This is a genomic window from Bradyrhizobium sp. INPA03-11B, from assembly GCF_040446015.1.
GTDB classification, from domain to species: Bacteria; Pseudomonadota; Alphaproteobacteria; order Rhizobiales; family Xanthobacteraceae; genus Bradyrhizobium; species Bradyrhizobium macuxiense_A.
This window is the reverse complement of sequence record NZ_JASGSR010000064.1, coordinates 32,073-47,732: the sequence shown is the minus strand read 5'-3', so window position 1 is coordinate 47,732 and position 15,660 is coordinate 32,073. Positions and strand designations below refer to the sequence as shown.

Here is a 15,660-nt window from a genome sequence, read left to right as displayed (position 1 = left end):
ACGCAATTCCAGAACGTCATCCCATGGGTGATGATCGCGCCCTTGGGCTGACCCGTGGTGCCCGAGGTGTACATGATGGTCGAGATGTCATCGAGCGTGACCTCCTCGAACCGTTCGAGCGGCCTGGCCGCCGCGATGCCGGCTTCATAGGCGCCGCCCGCGCCGAGCCGCACGGTCGACGCGACATCGCAGAGTTTGGCGACCGCAAGCGCGGTCTCGGCGAGGTCGTCGTCATGGATCATCACCTTCGGCGAGGCGTCGGCGGTGATGTAGCGCAGCTCGGGAACGGTGAGGCGGGTATTGAGCGGCAGGAAGACCGCGCCGATCCGGAAGCAGGCGAACTGGATCTCCAGCGTATCCGTGGTGTTCAGCGCCAGTACCGCCACCCGGTCGCCGCGCGCAACCTTCAGCCCGTCACGCAGCCAGGCGGCTAGCCGCGACACGCGGGCGTCGAGCTCCGCATAGCTGAAGCGGCGTCCGCTTGCGAGATCGACAAGCGCCATCTTTTCCGGCGTGCGCCGGCGATGATGCGCGATCCAGTCGTAGTAACGAACCGGCACATGTCCCTCCTCTGGAACGGCAGTCTTGCGCCGCCTGTTCCTGGCTCGATTGATGCCATGAATTGGCAGTGGAGGGGGCGTATCGGGATACTGTCTTGCGTTTAGTGGCTGGCGGGTGGCCAGATGGAAACCCGTTCCGGCGGACAGCCACTCGACGCAAGTGGCCCAGGAAAAATCCGGACATCGTCGGATCCGGGAATCAGGGAGCACGCGGATGGCAAACCCGTTCTACACCGCCGAGCATGAGGCCTTTCGCGAGGTGATGCGGCGCTTTGTGGCCAGGGAAATCGAGCCTTATGCCCATCAATGGGACGAGGAGGGCGAGTTTCCGCGCGAACTCTATGCCAAGGCGTCCGAGGTCGGGCTGCTCGGCCTCGGTTTCCCGGAAGAATATGGCGGGGTCGCCGCCGACCAGTTCATGAAGATCGTGGCCTCGCAGGAGCTGGCGCGGGCCGGTGCCGGGGGCGTCTCCTCGAGCCTGATGAGCCATACCATCGGCTCGCCGCCGATCGCGCGTGCCGCCCGCCCCGAGGTCAAGGCGCGGGTGCTGCCGGAGGTGCTTGCCGGCAAGAAGATCTCCGCGCTGGCGATCACCGAGCCGAGCGGCGGCTCGGATGTCGCGAACCTCCGTACCAAGGCGCAGCGCGACGGCGACCATTACGTCGTCTCCGGCGAGAAGACCTTCATCACCTCGGGGATGCGCGCCGACTATCTGACGGTTGCGGTGCGCACCGGCGGCGAGGGTCCCGGCGGCGTCAGCCTGCTCTTGATCGAGGGCAATACGCCGGGCCTCTCCCGTACCAAGCTGAAGAAGATGGGCTGGTGGGCGTCGGATACCGCGACACTTCATTTCGATGAGTGCCGCGTGCCGGTCGAGAACTTGATCGGCGAGGAAGGCCAAGGCTTCAAGATCATCATGCAGAACTTCAACAGCGAGCGCATGGGCATGGCGGCGAGCTGCACTGCCTATGCCCGCGTCTGCCTCGACGAGGCGGTCGCCTATGCCAAGGAGCGCAAGACGTTCGGCAAGCCGATCGCCCAGCACCAGGTCATCAGGCACAAGATCGTCGACATGGCGCAGAAGGTCGCGGCGTCCCAGGCGATGCTGGAGATGCTGGCGTGGCGGCTCGGCCAGGGCGAAAGCCCGGTCGCCGAGATCTGCATGATGAAGAACCAGGCGACGCAGACGATGGCGCATTGCGCCTCCGAGGCGGTGCAGATCTTCGGCGGCGCCGGCTTCATGCGCGGCGTCAAGGTCGAGCGCATCTACCGCGAGGTCAAGGTCAACGCCATCGGCGGTGGCACCGAGGAGATCATGAAGGATCTCGCGTCAAGGCAGATGGGACTGTGATGGATTTTGCTCCGTCATTCCCCGGTGCGCAATTGCGCACCTGAGGGCGACGCGGAGCGCGAGCCCGGAATCCATCGGGCAGCAGATTCGATGTGAAATGGATTCCGGGCTCGCCGCTTCGCGTCGCCCCGGAATGACGAGGTAAGAACCATGCTCTTCACCGCCGACCACGACGAACCGCGCCGGCTCTTGCAAAAATTCATCGCGGCCGAGATCAATCCCCATGTCGACGAATGGGAGAAGGCCGACATCTTCCCGGCGCATGAGCTGTTCAAGAAGCTCGGCGATCTCGGTTTCCTCGGCCTCAACAAGCCGGTCGAGTTCGGCGGCCAGGGACTCGATTACTCCTACGCGCTGATGATGGCCGAGGAGCTCGGTGCGATCACCTGCGGCGGCGTGCCGATGGCGATCGGGGTGCAGACCGACATGGCGACGCCGGCCCTGGCGCGGTTCGGCTCCGACGAGGTGCGGCGCGAGTTCCTGGCGCCAGCGATTGCCGGCGACCAGGTCGCCTGCATCGGCGTCTCCGAGCCCGGCGCCGGCTCCGACGTCGCCTCGATCAAGACCAATGCACGCTCCGACGGCGACGACTACGTCATCAATGGCGGCAAGATGTGGATCACCAACGGCACCCAGGCCGACTGGATTTGCCTGCTCGCCAACACCAGCGACGGCCAGGTCCATCGCAACAAGTCGCTGATCTGCGTGCCGATGAAAACCAAGGGCGTCCAGGTCGCGCGAAAGCTCGACAAGCTCGGCATGCGCTCGTCGGATACGGCGCAGATCTTCTTCGACAATGTCCGGGTGCCGAAGCGCAACCGGATCGGCGAGGAAGGCCAGGGCTTCACCTACCAGATGATCCAATTCCAGGAAGAGCGGCTGTGGGGTGCCGCGGCCTGCCTGAAGGCGCATGAGTTCATCATCAACGAGACCATCGAGTATACCCGCAACCGCAAGGCATTCGGCGGCTCGATCCTCGATAACCAGGTGGTGCACTTCAAGCTTGCGGAGATGCAGACCGAGGTCGAGCTCTTGCGCTCGCTGATCTATCGCGCCGCCGAGGCGTTGGTGGCGGGCGAGGATGTGACCCGGCTTGCGACCATGGCGAAATTGAAGGCCGGCCGGCTCGGTCGCGAGCTCACCGATGCCTGCCTGCAATATTGGGGCGGCATGGGTTTCACCAACGAGACGCCGGTCAGCCGGGCCTATCGCGACAGCCGCCTGACCTCGATCGGCGGCGGTGCTGACGAGGTGATGCTCATGGTATTGTGCAAGATGATGGGCACGCTGCCCGGCCTGAAGAAGGGAAACGCCTGATGATCACGCTCTATCACTGCGACGCCGCGCGCTCGTTCCGCCCGCTGTGGATGCTGGAGGAGCTCGGGCTGCCCTATGAGCTGAAGATGCTGCCGTTCCCGCCGCGCGTGTTCGCCAAGGAATATCTCGGCATCAATCCGCTCGGCACCATCCCGTTCATGATCGACGGCGAGACCAGGATGACGGAGTCCTCCGGCATCTGCCATTACCTCGGCACCAAATATGGCCCGACGCCGCTGATCGTGGGCGTCGACGAGCCGGCCTATGGCGCGTTCCTGAACTGGATGTATTTTTCCGATGCGACGCTGACCTTTCCGCAGACATTGGTGCTCCGCTACAGCCAGCTCGAGCCGGAGGAGCGGCGCAATCCGCAGGTTTCCGGCGACTATGCAAAATGGTTCCTCGGCCGCCTGCGTGCAGTGGAGGCCGCCGCGGCGAAGTCGGAATTCCTCTGCGCGGAACGCTTCACGGCCGCCGACATCACGAACGGTTATGCGCTCCGGCTCGCCAGCAATATCGGCCTTGCCAAGGATTTCGGGCCGAATGTCGCGGCCTATTGGGCGCGGCTGCAGCAGCGCGACGGTTACCGGCGCGCGGTGGCGTCGGAGCAGAAAGCCGGGCTGGAACAGAATGTTGCGCCGCGCCCGCGGCCTTGATCGCGCCGGCGTCGATGTGTCTCGGAATTGATCCAGCGCGTCGGTGACAGCTTGCGAATTTGCGCTATGGTAGCTCCGCCGCAGCGGCCCAAAGAGCCGCGCGAGGAGGAACCGCCATGGACGCGATCGTGGACGCGAAGTGCCAGAATTCCGGCCAGCAGCAGTCCGGTCACCGGATGCTGATCACGCCGGAGCGGGTGTTCTATGCCGGGCTGCTCGGCCGCCCCCGTGAACGCTGCCCCGGCGCATTCCACGTCTATGTCGCGATCCGCGACGGCTTGCACCTGTCGACCAGCGAGGGCCGCGAGTCCCGTGGCGAACTCGCGGTGACGATGCCGAACCTGCGCCACACCATCACCAGCGAATATCGTTCCGCGATCTGCGTTGCGATCGAGCCGGAGAGCGTGCCCGACGGCACGCTGGAAGCGGTCGCCCGCCGCCTGCAGGGACCGGACTCTCATTTGTTCGCGAACCGGATCCGCAACGCTTATGCGACGCTCGCCGAGATGCAGCATCGTGACGCCATCGCGAATGCCGAGTTCGACACCATGTGTTTCGGCGACGCGCTGCCGCAGCGCGTGCTCGATCCGAGGGTCGTGCGCGCGATCGGCCGCATCGGGCAGTTCTCCGGCGAGCCGGTGACCGCGGCAGGCTGTGCCGCCGAGGCCGGGCTGTCGCCCTCGCGCTTCCTGCATCTGTTCAAGGAGGAGACCGGAATCTCGTTCCGCTCCTTCCGCGCCTGGAAGCGCGCGCGGCATCTGCTGCATTTCGCCAACCAGGACATCAACCTCGCGCATCTCGCGCAGGATATCGGCTATCCCGACAGCACCCATTTCAGCCACTCGATCCGCCGCTTCTATGGCCTGAAGCCGCGCGCGATCTTCTCCGGCTCGCGCGATCTTGCGATCTACCGGACCGGGCAGGAACGCGCGCTGACGTAACCTTCCGTCGTCCCGGCGAAGGCCGGGACCCATAACCACAGCCGGTTATTGTTTCAAAAGCCCGCTGCCATCCCGCATCACGGATAGATCACGCGGTATGGGTCCCGGCCTTCGCCGGGACGACGGTGAGATTTGCCTCCACCCTTACAAATTCGCGCCCTGGATCACCTCGCCGAACCGCAACCAGCCGGGCCCTTCGATCCGTTGCAACTGCAACTGCTGCAGCGGATGATGATTGGTCGGGCTGGTGTTGACCTTGATGCCGGGCAACAGCGTCGGGACGTAGACGTCTTTCAGATTGTTCGCCTGCGCCATGATGTTGTCGCGGCTGAAATTGCCCTTGCACTGCTCGAGCACGATCTTGAGCACGTTCGCCACCATATAGGCGTAGAGGTTGTAGCCTTCCTTCGGATTGCCGTCGGGGAAGTATTTTTCCATGAAGGCGAGGAAATCCTTCACGCCTTGATCATTGGTCCAGGCCGGATCGGCAACGTCCTTGATATAGGCCGACGAGATCGTGCCCTGCGCCTTGTCGAGGCCGACGGGGACGATGGTCGAAGACAGCGACGCAGCACCGCTGGCGATGAAATGCATCGGCTTCCAGCCGAGCTCATAGATCTTGCGGATCGACTGCGCGCAGAACTTTGCCGTGGTGCCCGAGATCAGCACATCAGGGTTGGCGCCGCGCAAGGCGACGATCTGGGAATCGATCGTGGGATCGGTGACCTCGTGCGAGGCGACGACGGCCGATGTCGCGAACCGCTCGCCCAGCACATCCTTGGCGCCGGCGACGAAGTCCTTGCCGAGATCGTCGTTCTGGTAGAGTACCGCGAACTTCGCGTCCTTGTGCTGGCTCAGCGCATATTTGACGAACACCTGCGCCTCGGTCCGCGCGCTCGGCGCGAAGCCCATGGTCCACGGATAAGACTTGTAGTCGCCCCATTTGTCGCCGTTCACCGACAGGAACAGATGCGGCACCTTGGCGGCGTTGATGTATTTGACGACGGCCGAATTCGGCGCGGTGCCGAGCATGTTGAACAGGAAGGCGACATTGTCGCTCTCGATCAGGCGGCGCACCTGCTCGACCGTCTTGGCCGGATTGAACGCATCGTCGTAGTAGATGTACTTGATCTGCCGGCCGGCGATGCCGCCCTGCTCGTTCAGCATCTTGAAATAGGCTTCCTGGCACCGTGCCTGCACACCGAGCGCCGACACCGGGCCACTCAGCGAAGTGGTGCTGCCGATCCTGATCTCGGTCGCGGTGACCCCGGGTGTGTCTTCGGCCAGCGAAGGCCGGAGGCCCGTGGCTGCGGCTAGCCCCGCGCCTGCCGCGCCGGTGAGCCATCTGCGCCGGTTGATCGAGACCATGACGTTCTCCCCGTGATGCCGGCTTGTTGCGCCGCTTCTGCTTGAAGTAGAGCCTACGCGTCACGTGGGCTCGGCGTCTTGTGTTAACCGGCTGGCGGCGAATTACGGCGCGGGCGCATTGACTTAGCCAGTCAACGCAAGATGGCGCGAAGACAAATTTCTCATCATGGGAAAACCAGCAGCGCATGTGCACTGCAAAGCGGACAAGAGACCCATGAGCGACAAGGCCGTCATCACCTGCGCGCTGAACGGCGTGCTTACCGACCCGAAGCAGCACAACGTTCCGGTGACGCCGGAACAGATGGCGCGCGAGGCCAAAGCCGCGTTCAACGCCGGCGCCAGCATCATGCACATCCATCTGCGTCAGCAGGAGCCGAACAAGGGCCACCTCCCGTCCTGGGACGTCGGCGTCAGCAAGGAGATCCAGCAGGCGATCCGCGAGGCCTGCCCCGGCGTGATCATCAACCACACCACCGGCACGTCGGGCCCGAACTACCAGGGCGCGCTCGATTGCGTGCGCGAGACCAGGCCGGAGATCGCCGCCTGCAACGCCGGCTCGCTGAACTATCTGAAGGTCAAGGCCGACAACACCTGGGCCTGGCCGCCGATGATGTTCGATAACGCGGTCGAAAAGGTGCAGGATTATCTCGACGTCATGAAGGCGGCCGGCACTATCCCGGAATTCGAGTGCTTCGACGTCGGCATCGTGCGCTGCGTCGGCATGTACCGGCAGACCGGCATGTATTCCGGCCCACTCGAATACAATTTCGTCATGGGAGTGGCCTCAGGCATGCCGGCCGATCCGGAGCTGTTGCCGATTCTCCTGAAGCTGAAGACCCCGGAGGCGCATTGGCAGGTCACCGCGATCGGCCGCGCCGAGATCTGGCCGCTGCACCAACGTGCCGCCGACCTCGGCGGCCATCTGCGCAGCGGCTTGGAAGACACGTTCTATCTCGGCGACGGCACCAAGGTGACGTCGAACGGGCAGCTCGTCGAAGGGCTCGCCGCCTGCGCGCGCCGCGCCGGCCGCGAGATCGCGAGCCCCGCGGAAGCGCGGCAGATTTTTGGGACGAGACACTAGGTCACGCCAGCCGTCATTGCGAGCGTAGCGAAGCAATCCATCTTGCTACTCGAAGACAGGGTGGATTGCTTCGTCGCTTCGCTCCTCGGAATGACGGTTGAGAGGAGAACCAGACATGGACAATCTCGCAGCAACCGGCGGCGTCACCGGACCGGGCCGCATCGGGCGAGTCGCGATCGGTGATCTTCTGAAGCGCGCCGCGCGGCGGTTTCCGGATCGCGTGGCACTGACCGATGGCAACCGGCAGGTCACCTTCACCGAGCTCGAACGCGACGCCAATCGCTTCGCCAATTATCTGGTGCAGCGCGGATTGAAGCCGGGCGAGAAGATCTCGACCATCTGCAACAACTCGGTCGAGTTCGTCAAAGCGCTGTTCGGCATCCACCGCGCCGGCCTGGTCTGGGTGCCGATCAACACCATGCTCGGTCCGGCGGACATGGACTACATTGTTGGTCATGCCGAAGTCCGCTTCGCCATCATCGACGACAACCTCCACGCCCAGGCTGACCGTCGCGCCGCGCTGGAAGCGCGTGGCATGGAGATGATCGCGGTCGACCTGACCGGCAATGCCGGCAAGACCGGGTTGCAGGAGTTCAACGGTCTGCTGGAGGGCCAATCCGACACCGAGCCTGAGATCGAGATCAACGATCGCGACCTCGCAATGATCATCTACACGTCGGGCACGACATCGCGGCCGAAGGGCGCGATGCATTGCCACCTCGCCGTGGTCATGGCCGTGATGAGCAACTGCATCGAGATGCAGCTGTCGCGCGATGACGGGATCACCGGGCAGTTTCCGCTGTTCCACTGCGCCGGCCACGTACTGCTGCTCAGCTATCTCTCGGTCGGCGGCCGGATGGCGCTGATGCGCGGCTTCGATCCGGTGGTCTGCATGGAGGCGATCGTCCGCGACAAGCTCACGGTGTTCGTCGGCCTGTCGCTGATGTACCAGGCGATCCTCGATCATCCGCGCCGGCGCGAGTATGATCTGTCGGGCCTGCGCTGCTGCATCTACACCATGGCGCCGATGGGCAAACCGTTGCTCGAACGCGCGATGGCGGACATGTGCCCGAACTTCGTGCTGACCAGCGGCCAGACCGAGATGTATCCGGCGACCACGATGTCGCGGCCGGAAGTGCAGCTCGATCGCTTCGGCAATTACTGGGGCGAGTCGCTTGTTGTCAACGAGACTGCGATCATGGACGACAACGGCAACCTTTTGCCGCGCGGCGAGATCGGCGAGCTGGTGCATCGCGGGCCGAACGTGATGATGGGCTATTACAAGGACCCGAAGTCGACCGAGGAAGCGCGCAGGTTCGGCTGGCACCATACCGGCGATCTTGCCCTGATCGACGGCAATGGCGAGGTGCTGTTCCTCGATCGCAAGAAGGACATGATCAAGTCGGGCGGCGAGAATGTCGCGTCCGTCAAGATCGAGGAGACGCTGCTGGCGCATCCGGCGGTGCAGAATGCCGCCGTGGTCGGCCTGCCGCATCCGCAATGGGGCGAGGCCGTCTCCGCCTTCGTCAAGCTGAAGCCCGGCGCTGTAGTCGACGAGGCCGACATCGAGGCGCATTGCAGAAGGCATCTTGGTGGTTTCCAGGTGCCGAAGCTGGTGCGTATCCTCGAGGAGATGCCGATGACCGCGACCGGCAAGCTGCGTAAGGTCGAGCTGCGGCAGCAACATAGTGGGCATTTTGTGGAGCGCGCGTAGTGGCCATCATCGAGAACACCATCGCCACCGGCGGCGCCGCATTCCAGGGCAATCGCGACGGCATGCTGGCGCTGATCGCCCGGATGCGCGGGTTGGAAGAGCGGACCCGCGCGGCCTCCGCCGCGGCAAAGGACCGCTTCCACAAGCGCGGCCAGCTCTTGCCGCGCGAGCGCGTCGCGCTGGTGCTCGATCCCGGCTCGCCGTTCCTCGAACTGTCGACGCTCGCCGGCTACATGTTCGATGTGCCGGATGCGGACAAAAGCGTGCCCGGCGGCGGCCTGGTCGCCGGCATCGGCTTCGTCTCCGGCATCCGCTGCATGGTCAGCGCCAATGATGCCGGCATCGACGCCGGCGCGCTGCAGCCCTACGGCCTCGACAAGACGCTGCGGGTGCAGGAGCTCGCACTGGAGAACAAGCTGCCGTACGTGCAGCTGGTCGAAAGCGCCGGCGCCAATCTGCTGCGCTACCGGGTCGAGGATTTCGTTCGCGGCGGCAACATCTTCCGCAACCTGGCGCGGCTGTCGGCGGCCGGGCTTCCGGTCGTCACCGTCACCCACGGCTCCTCGACCGCGGGCGGCGCCTACCAGACCGGCCTCTCCGACTACATCGTGATGGTGCGCGGCCGCACCCGCGCGTTCCTCGCCGGGCCGCCTTTGCTCAAGGCCGCCACCGGCGAGATCGCGACCGAGGAGGAGCTCGGCGGCGCGGAGATGCATACCCAAATCTCCGGCCTCGGCGATTATCTTGCTGAGGATGACCGCGACGCGCTGCGCATCGCGCGCGACATTATGGCCAAGCTGCCCTGGGACCGCCCTCGGGATCGGCCGAGCCCAGAACCTGCCGCGTTCAAGCCGCCGCGCTACGACGCCGAGGAATTGCTCGGCATCATGCCGATGGACCACAAGCGTCCCGTCGACATGCGCCAGGCGATCGCGCGCTTCATCGACGATTCCGATCTCACCGAGTTCGGCGCCAACTACGGCCCGGCGACGGTCTGCGGTCATGCCCGCATCCAGGGCCAAGCGATTGGCATCATCACCAACAACGGCCCGCTCGACGTGCCCGGTGCCAACAAGGCGACGCATTTCATCCAGGCTTGCTGCCAGTCGCGCACGCCGATCCTCTATATGAACAACACCACTGGCTACATGGTGGGTAAGGCCTATGAAGAGGCCGGCATGATCAAGCACGGCTCGAAGATGATCCAGGCGGTGACGTCGGCGACGGTGCCGCAGATCACGCTGTATTGCGGCGCATCGTTCGGCGCCGGCAATTACGGCATGTGCGGCCGCGGCTTCCATCCGCGCTTCTGCTTCTCCTGGCCCAATGCCAAGACCGCCGTGATGGGCGGCGAGCAGGCCGCCGAAACCATGGCGATCGTGACCGAGGCGGCGGCCGCGCGACGCGGCAAGCCGATCGAGAAGGAGAAGCTGGACGCGATGAAGGCGCAGATCACGGGTGTTTTCGACGGCCAGATGGACGTGTTCTCGACCAGCGCCCGCGTGCTCGACGACGGCGTGATCGATCCGCGCGATACCCGGACAGTGCTGTCAGAGGTGCTTGCGATCTGCCGCGAGGCCGAGGCGCGCAGCCCGCAGCGCATGCAGTTCTCGGTGGCGCGGCCATGAGCGGGGTAATCGTGAAGCGGACGCCGTTCTTCAAGGTGCTGATCGCCAATCGCGGCGAGATCGCGCTGCGCATCATGCGCTCGGCGCGGCGGCTCGGCTATGGCATCGTCGCGGTCTATTCGGACGCCGACCGCGACGCGCTGCATGTGCGCGAGGCCGATCAGGCGATACGGATCGGCGAGGCGCTGCCGGCGCAATCCTATCTGAAAATCGACGCGATCATCGCTGCCGCCAAGGCAAGCGGCGCCGGCGCGGTGCATCCCGGCTACGGGTTCCTCGCCGAGAACGAGGACTTTGCACAGGCTTGCTGCGATGCGGGGCTGGTGTTCATCGGCCCGTCGCCGGAGGCGATCCTCGCGATGGGCAACAAGGCCGGCGCCAAAGAGATCATGCAGAAGGCCGGTGTGCCCTGCGTGCCCGGCTATCAAGGCGCCGACCAGAGCGATGCGGCGATGCTGGCGGAAGCGAAGAAGGTCGGTTTTCCCGTCATGATCAAGGCGGTCGCCGGCGGTGGTGGCCGCGGCATGCGGCTGGTCGCGGACGCGGCGGCGTTTCCGGATGCGCTGCGCAGCGCGCGGTCGGAAGCGCAGGGCGCGTTCGGTGATCCCACCGTCATCCTGGAGCGCGCGATCGTCGATCCGCGCCACATCGAAATCCAGGTGTTCGGCGACCGTCATGGCAACGCGATCCATCTCGGCGAGCGCGACTGCTCGGTGCAGCGGCGGCACCAGAAGCTGATCGAGGAGGCGCCGTCGCCGGCGGTGACGCCGGAGTTGCGCGCGCGCATGGGCGCGGTCGCAGTCCAGGCGGTCAAGGCGATCGGCTACGAGGGCGCAGGGACGCTCGAATTCCTGCTCGATCGCGCCGGCAATTTCTACTTCATGGAGATGAACACGCGGCTCCAGGTCGAGCATCCCGTCACCGAGGCGATCACCGGGCTCGACCTGGTCGAGCTGCAGCTTCGCGTCGCCCGCGGCGAGCCGCTCGGCGTGAGGCAGGAGGACATCACCTTCTCCGGTCATGCCATCGAGGTTCGGCTGTGCTCGGAGGACGCCGGGCACGACTTCATGCCGCAATCCGGCACGATGGCGCGGTGGCAGATGCCTGACGGCATCCGTGTCGAGCATGCGCTTAAGTCCGGCTCTGAGATCCCGCCGTTCTATGATTCGATGATCGCCAAGGTCATCAGTCACGGCGCCACCCGCGACGAGGCGCGCGGCAGGCTGATCTCTGCGCTGGAGCAGGTCACGGCGTTCGGCGTCACCACCAATCAAGGTTTCCTGATCGACTGCCTGCGCCATCCGGTCTTTGCCAAGGGCGAGGCGACCACGGCCTTCATCGGCAATAACCGCGAGGCCCTGCTGGCGCCGCGGCCCGATCGCGGCAGCGATTTCGCGCTCGCGGCGCTGCTGCTCTATGTCACCCATCCGCATGCGCCGCCATGGCAGCGCGGCCGGTCGCTGTCGACGACGTTTCCGCTCGGCCTGCGGATCGATCTCGGCCATGGCGCGCAGGAGATCGAGATTGTCCGCGAGCGCGACGGGAGCTATGTCGCGAGCCGCAATGGCGATCGCTTCAGTTTCGCGATCGACGAACTCGACCAGGACAGCATCCGCTTTCACCACGACGGTGTGATGGAGCAAGCCAAGTTCCTGCGCGACGGCGATCGGCTCCATATCCTGCATCGCGGCGTCACGCTCTCGGCCCGCGACCTCACGCTCGCGCCGCCGGAGAGCGCGTCGGCCGCCGGCGGCGACGGCAAGGTCCGCGCCGCCATGAACGGCCGGGTCGTTGCCGTACTGGTGAAAGCCGGCGACAAGGTCGCCGCGGGCCAGCCGGTGATGACGCTGGAGGCGATGAAGATGGAGCACGTCCACACCGCCGGCGTCGCCGGCACAGTGTCGTCGATTGATGTTGCTGAAGGCGAGCAGGTGACGACGGGGAAGATCGTCGTGGAGATCGAGGCCGCCGCATAACAGGTGTCGTCCCGGCGAAGGCCGGGACCCATAACCACCGATCTACCTTGCTGAAACGCGCTGGGGCCCCAGCACCGCGAGACGGCGAACGACTGTGGTTATAGGTCCCTGCTTTCGCAGGGACGACAGCTTTACTCCTCCCGCCCCGTCCCGTCATTCAGCCAGCACGCGACCTGATGTCCCGCGCCCGCCGCCTGCAACACCGGCCGCTCGGTCTTGCAGCGATCCATCGCGTAGCGGCAGCGGGTGTGGAAGGCGCAGCCGGAGGGCGGGTTGATCGGGCTCGGCACGTCGCCGTCGATCAAGGGCGCAGTGCGCTTCGCCTTGGGGTCGGCGATCGGCACCGAGGCCAGCAGCGCCTGCGTATAGGGATGCCGCGGATTGGCGAACAGCTCGTGCTTGTCCGCGATCTCGACAATGCGGCCGAGATACATCACGGCAACGCGGTGGCTGATATGGGCGACGACCGCGAGATCGTGCGCGATGAACAAATAGGAGAACTTCTGCTTGCGCTGCAGGTCGATCAACAGATTGATCACCTGCGCCTGGATCGAGACGTCGAGCGCGGAGACCGGCTCGTCGCAGACGATCAGCCGCGGCCCGAGCGACAGCGCCCGCGCGATGCAGATGCGCTGGCGCTGGCCGCCGGAAAACTGATGCGGAAAATTCTTCATCTGGTCGGGCCGGAGGCCTACCTGCTGGAACAGCTCCGCGACGCGCTCCTGCTTCTTCGCGCCGGCCGCGATGCCATGGACAGTCAAGGGTTCGCCGACGATGTCGCCCGCCGTCATGCGCGGGTTGAGCGAGGCAAACGGATCCTGGAACACGATCTGCATCGAGCGACGGTACGGCCGCAGCGCGGTCTTGCTGAGCGGCGCGATGTCCTCGCCGTCGAGCTTGATGGCGCCGCTGGTCGGCTCGACCAGCCGCAGCACGGTGCGCGCCACGGTCGACTTGCCGCAGCCGGATTCGCCGACCAGGCCGAGCGTCTCGCCGGCGCCGAGCGCAAAGCTGACGCCGTCGACCGCATGCACGGTGCCGACCTGCCGGCGCAGCACGCCGCCGCGCACCGCGTAGTGCTTGACGAGATCGGTCACCTCGAGGAGCGGGCGCTGTTCGGTCATGACGCCTCCGCTATCTCGCCGGCACGCCAGCACGCCGCCCAGTGATTGCTCTTGATCTCGTCGAGCGGCGGATATTCCTGGCGGCAACGGTCGACCGCGAGCTTGCAGCGCGGCGCGAAGGCGCAGCCGGGCGGCAACCTGGTCAGCGACGGCACCATGCCGGGGATTTCGACCAGCCGCACGTCCTCCTTCGCATCGGACGAAGGCACCGCGGGGATCGAGGCCATCAGGCCGCGGGTGTAGGGATGCAGCGGCGTCTCGAACAAAGATTCAACTGTCGCTTCCTCGACCTTCTTGCCGGCATACATCACGATCACGCGCTGCGCGGTCTGCGCGACGACGCCGAGGTCATGGGTGATCAGGATCAGCCCGGTGCCGAGCCGCTGCTGCAAATCGACGATCAGCGCCAGGATCTGCGCCTGGATGGTGACGTCGAGCGCCGTGGTCGGCTCGTCGGCGATCAGCAGCGCCGGTCGGCACGCCAGCGCCATCGCGATCATCGCGCGCTGGCGCATGCCGCCGGAGAGCTGGTGCGGATATTCCTGCGCGCGGCGCTCCGGTTCCGGGATGCGCACCAGCCGCAGCATGTCGACGGCCTGCTTCCAGGCCTCCTTGCTGCTCACCTTCTGATGCAGCCGTACCGCCTCGATGATCTGGTCGCCGATCCGCATCACCGGATTGAGCGAGGTCATCGGTTCCTGGAAGATCATCGAGATGCGGTTGCCCCGGATGCTGCGCATCGCGGCATCGTCGAGCTTCAAAAGGTCGGTGCCTTCGAGCGTCACCGAGCCGCCGACGATGCGGCCGGGCGGATCAGGCACCAGACGCATGATCGAGAGCGCGCTGACGCTCTTGCCGCAGCCGGATTCGCCGACGATGGCCAGCGTCTCGCCGCGGCGGACCGAGAACGAGACGTCGTCGACTGCGCGGAACAGGCCGGAGTTGGTGAAGAACACCGTCTGCAGGTTCTTCACGTCGAGAACCGTCTCTGCCGGAATAGCCTCGCTCATCAGCCGCGCTGCCTCGGATCAAGGATGTCGCGCAGCGCGTCGCCGAACAGATTGGTGCCGAACACCGCGAGACTGATCGCAATGCCGGGGAAGATCACGAGCCACGGCGCTGTGCGGACATATTCAGCGGCGGATTCCGACAGCATGCGGCCCCAGGACGGATAGGGTTCGGGAATGCCGAGGCCGAGGAACGACAGCGACGCCTCGGTCAGGATGGTCGAGCCGAGCTGCGCGGTGGCGAGCACGATCAGCGGCGCGATGGTGTTCGGCAGCACATGGCGCAGCGCGATGCGCATCTCGCTCATGCCGATCGACTTGGCGGCTTCCACGAACGGCTGCTCGCGCAGTGCCAACGTGTTGGCGCGGATGACGCGGGCGACGGTCGGGATCAGGGGAATCGCGATCGCAAGGATCACGTTCGGCAGCGACGGGCCGAGCGCTGCGGTCATGACAAGCGCGAGCACCAGCAGCGGCAGCGATTGCAGGATGTCGGTCACTCGCTGGAACACGAGATCGACCCAACCGGAGAGATAGCCGGAGGCGAGGCCTACGATCACGCCGAGCGTGGCGCCGAGTGTCGTGGAGCCGATCCCGACCGCAAGCGAGATCCGCGCGCCGTGGATGATGCGGCTCCAGACGTCGCGGCCGAAGGAATCGGTGCCGAACCAGTGCAGCATCGAGGGTGGTGCCAAGCGGTGCGCTGAATCAACGGTGAGCGGATCGTAGCGGCTGATGACGTCGGCAAAGATCGCGGTCAGCACGAACAGCAGCATGATGAGCAGGCCGACCGTGCCGAGCACATGGCGTTGCGCGAGGAAGGCGAGCCGTCCCCAGCCCCCGCTAGCGTTGGCTCCGGCGCGCCGCAATTCGCTGTCGAAATTGATCGTCGCCATCGGGCCTCTTTAGTTGAGCATGATCTTGTCGGAAAACCGGT

General features: G+C 65.3%; 13 protein-coding genes. 8 read left to right on the top strand and 5 right to left on the bottom strand.

What is annotated here, in order from left to right; all coding sequences use genetic code 11:
* The coding region (locus QMZ05_RS24920) for an AMP-binding protein (RefSeq protein ID WP_353703149.1) at positions 1 to 560 on the bottom strand (560 nt) is incomplete at its 3' end.
* Between the two features lie 214 nt (positions 561 to 774).
* Between QMZ05_RS24920 and QMZ05_RS24915 the strand changes: the two genes are divergently transcribed.
* From QMZ05_RS24915 to QMZ05_RS24900, 4 genes are all read left to right on the top strand, one after another.
* Positions 775 to 1,911 carry an acyl-CoA dehydrogenase family protein gene (locus QMZ05_RS24915; protein WP_353703148.1) on the top strand — a complete coding sequence of 379 codons (1,137 nt, stop codon included), beginning with the start codon at positions 775 to 777 and terminating at the stop codon, positions 1,909 to 1,911.
* A 150-nt stretch (positions 1,912 to 2,061) separates the two neighbouring features.
* The gene (locus tag QMZ05_RS24910) at positions 2,062 to 3,228 is read left to right on the top strand and encodes an acyl-CoA dehydrogenase family protein (RefSeq protein ID WP_353703147.1); all 1,167 of its coding nucleotides are present in this window, start codon (positions 2,062 to 2,064) and stop codon (positions 3,226 to 3,228) included.
* Complete coding sequence (locus QMZ05_RS24905) at positions 3,228 to 3,884, top strand: glutathione S-transferase family protein (protein WP_353703146.1); 657 nt, start codon at positions 3,228 to 3,230, stop codon at positions 3,882 to 3,884. Before QMZ05_RS24910 ends, QMZ05_RS24905 begins: the two co-directional genes overlap by 1 nt.
* A gap of 116 nt (positions 3,885 to 4,000) precedes the next feature.
* Positions 4,001 to 4,825: a helix-turn-helix domain-containing protein gene (locus tag QMZ05_RS24900; RefSeq protein ID WP_353703145.1), complete on the top strand. Its 825-nt coding sequence runs from the start codon at positions 4,001 to 4,003 to the stop codon at positions 4,823 to 4,825.
* Between the two features lie 144 nt (positions 4,826 to 4,969).
* On the opposite strand, the gene QMZ05_RS24895 is transcribed toward QMZ05_RS24900, so the two are convergent.
* Positions 4,970 to 6,193 (bottom strand): ABC transporter substrate-binding protein, encoded by a 1,224-nt coding sequence (locus tag QMZ05_RS24895; protein WP_353703144.1) that lies wholly within the window; start codon positions 6,191 to 6,193, stop codon positions 4,970 to 4,972.
* Positions 6,194 to 6,407: 214 nt separating this feature from the next.
* Between QMZ05_RS24895 and QMZ05_RS24890 the strand changes: the two genes are divergently transcribed.
* The 4 genes from QMZ05_RS24890 (at position 6,408) to QMZ05_RS24875 (ending at position 12,592) form a co-directional block, all read left to right on the top strand.
* Complete coding sequence (locus QMZ05_RS24890; protein WP_353703143.1) at positions 6,408 to 7,274, top strand: 3-keto-5-aminohexanoate cleavage protein; 867 nt, start codon at positions 6,408 to 6,410, stop codon at positions 7,272 to 7,274.
* 115 nt (positions 7,275 to 7,389) lie between these two features.
* The gene (locus QMZ05_RS24885) at positions 7,390 to 8,988 is read left to right on the top strand and encodes an AMP-binding protein (RefSeq protein ID WP_353703142.1); all 1,599 of its coding nucleotides are present in this window, start codon (positions 7,390 to 7,392) and stop codon (positions 8,986 to 8,988) included.
* Positions 8,988 to 10,616, top strand: a complete 1,629-nt coding sequence (locus QMZ05_RS24880) for a carboxyl transferase domain-containing protein (protein WP_353703141.1) — start codon at positions 8,988 to 8,990, stop codon at positions 10,614 to 10,616. The genes QMZ05_RS24885 and QMZ05_RS24880 overlap by 1 nt, the downstream gene beginning before the upstream one ends.
* Complete coding sequence (locus QMZ05_RS24875; RefSeq protein ID WP_353703140.1) at positions 10,613 to 12,592, top strand: acetyl-CoA carboxylase biotin carboxylase subunit; 1,980 nt, start codon at positions 10,613 to 10,615, stop codon at positions 12,590 to 12,592. The genes QMZ05_RS24880 and QMZ05_RS24875 overlap by 4 nt, the downstream gene beginning before the upstream one ends.
* Positions 12,593 to 12,723: 131 nt before the next feature.
* Here QMZ05_RS24875 and QMZ05_RS24870 read toward each other — a convergent pair whose 3' ends face one another.
* The 3 genes from QMZ05_RS24870 to QMZ05_RS24860 are packed head-to-tail and all read right to left on the bottom strand — an operon-like array spanning position 12,724 to position 15,619.
* A complete protein-coding gene (locus QMZ05_RS24870) occupies positions 12,724 to 13,716 on the bottom strand; it encodes a dipeptide ABC transporter ATP-binding protein (protein ID WP_353703139.1) in 993 nt (330 codons plus the stop codon).
* Positions 13,713 to 14,726 (bottom strand): ABC transporter ATP-binding protein, encoded by a 1,014-nt coding sequence (locus QMZ05_RS24865; protein ID WP_353703138.1) that lies wholly within the window; start codon positions 14,724 to 14,726, stop codon positions 13,713 to 13,715. The genes QMZ05_RS24870 and QMZ05_RS24865 overlap by 4 nt, the downstream gene beginning before the upstream one ends.
* The gene (locus QMZ05_RS24860; RefSeq protein ID WP_353703137.1) at positions 14,726 to 15,619 is read right to left on the bottom strand and encodes an ABC transporter permease; all 894 of its coding nucleotides are present in this window, start codon (positions 15,617 to 15,619) and stop codon (positions 14,726 to 14,728) included. The genes QMZ05_RS24865 and QMZ05_RS24860 overlap by 1 nt, the downstream gene beginning before the upstream one ends.
* Positions 15,620 to 15,660 lie beyond the last annotated feature (41 nt).

Excerpts from the sequence above, each read along its gene's own strand:
- QMZ05_RS24905 (WP_353703146.1), top strand. The coding sequence starts at position 3,228 with ATGATCACGCTCTATCACTGCGACGCCGCGCGCTCGTTCCGCCCGCTG.
- QMZ05_RS24895 (WP_353703144.1), bottom strand. The coding sequence starts at position 6,193 with ATGGTCTCGATCAACCGGCGCAGATGGCTCACCGGCGCGGCAGGCGCG.
- QMZ05_RS24900 (WP_353703145.1), top strand. The coding sequence starts at position 4,001 with ATGGACGCGATCGTGGACGCGAAGTGCCAGAATTCCGGCCAGCAGCAG.
- QMZ05_RS24910 (WP_353703147.1), top strand. The coding sequence starts at position 2,062 with ATGCTCTTCACCGCCGACCACGACGAACCGCGCCGGCTCTTGCAAAAA.
- QMZ05_RS24860 (WP_353703137.1), bottom strand. The coding sequence starts at position 15,619 with ATGGCGACGATCAATTTCGACAGCGAATTGCGGCGCGCCGGAGCCAAC.
- QMZ05_RS24915 (WP_353703148.1), top strand. The coding sequence starts at position 775 with ATGGCAAACCCGTTCTACACCGCCGAGCATGAGGCCTTTCGCGAGGTG.
- QMZ05_RS24865 (WP_353703138.1), bottom strand. The coding sequence starts at position 14,726 with ATGAGCGAGGCTATTCCGGCAGAGACGGTTCTCGACGTGAAGAACCTG.
- QMZ05_RS24875 (WP_353703140.1), top strand. The coding sequence starts at position 10,613 with ATGAGCGGGGTAATCGTGAAGCGGACGCCGTTCTTCAAGGTGCTGATC.
- QMZ05_RS24885 (WP_353703142.1), top strand. The coding sequence starts at position 7,390 with ATGGACAATCTCGCAGCAACCGGCGGCGTCACCGGACCGGGCCGCATC.
- QMZ05_RS24870 (WP_353703139.1), bottom strand. The coding sequence starts at position 13,716 with ATGACCGAACAGCGCCCGCTCCTCGAGGTGACCGATCTCGTCAAGCAC.
- QMZ05_RS24890 (WP_353703143.1), top strand. The coding sequence starts at position 6,408 with ATGAGCGACAAGGCCGTCATCACCTGCGCGCTGAACGGCGTGCTTACC.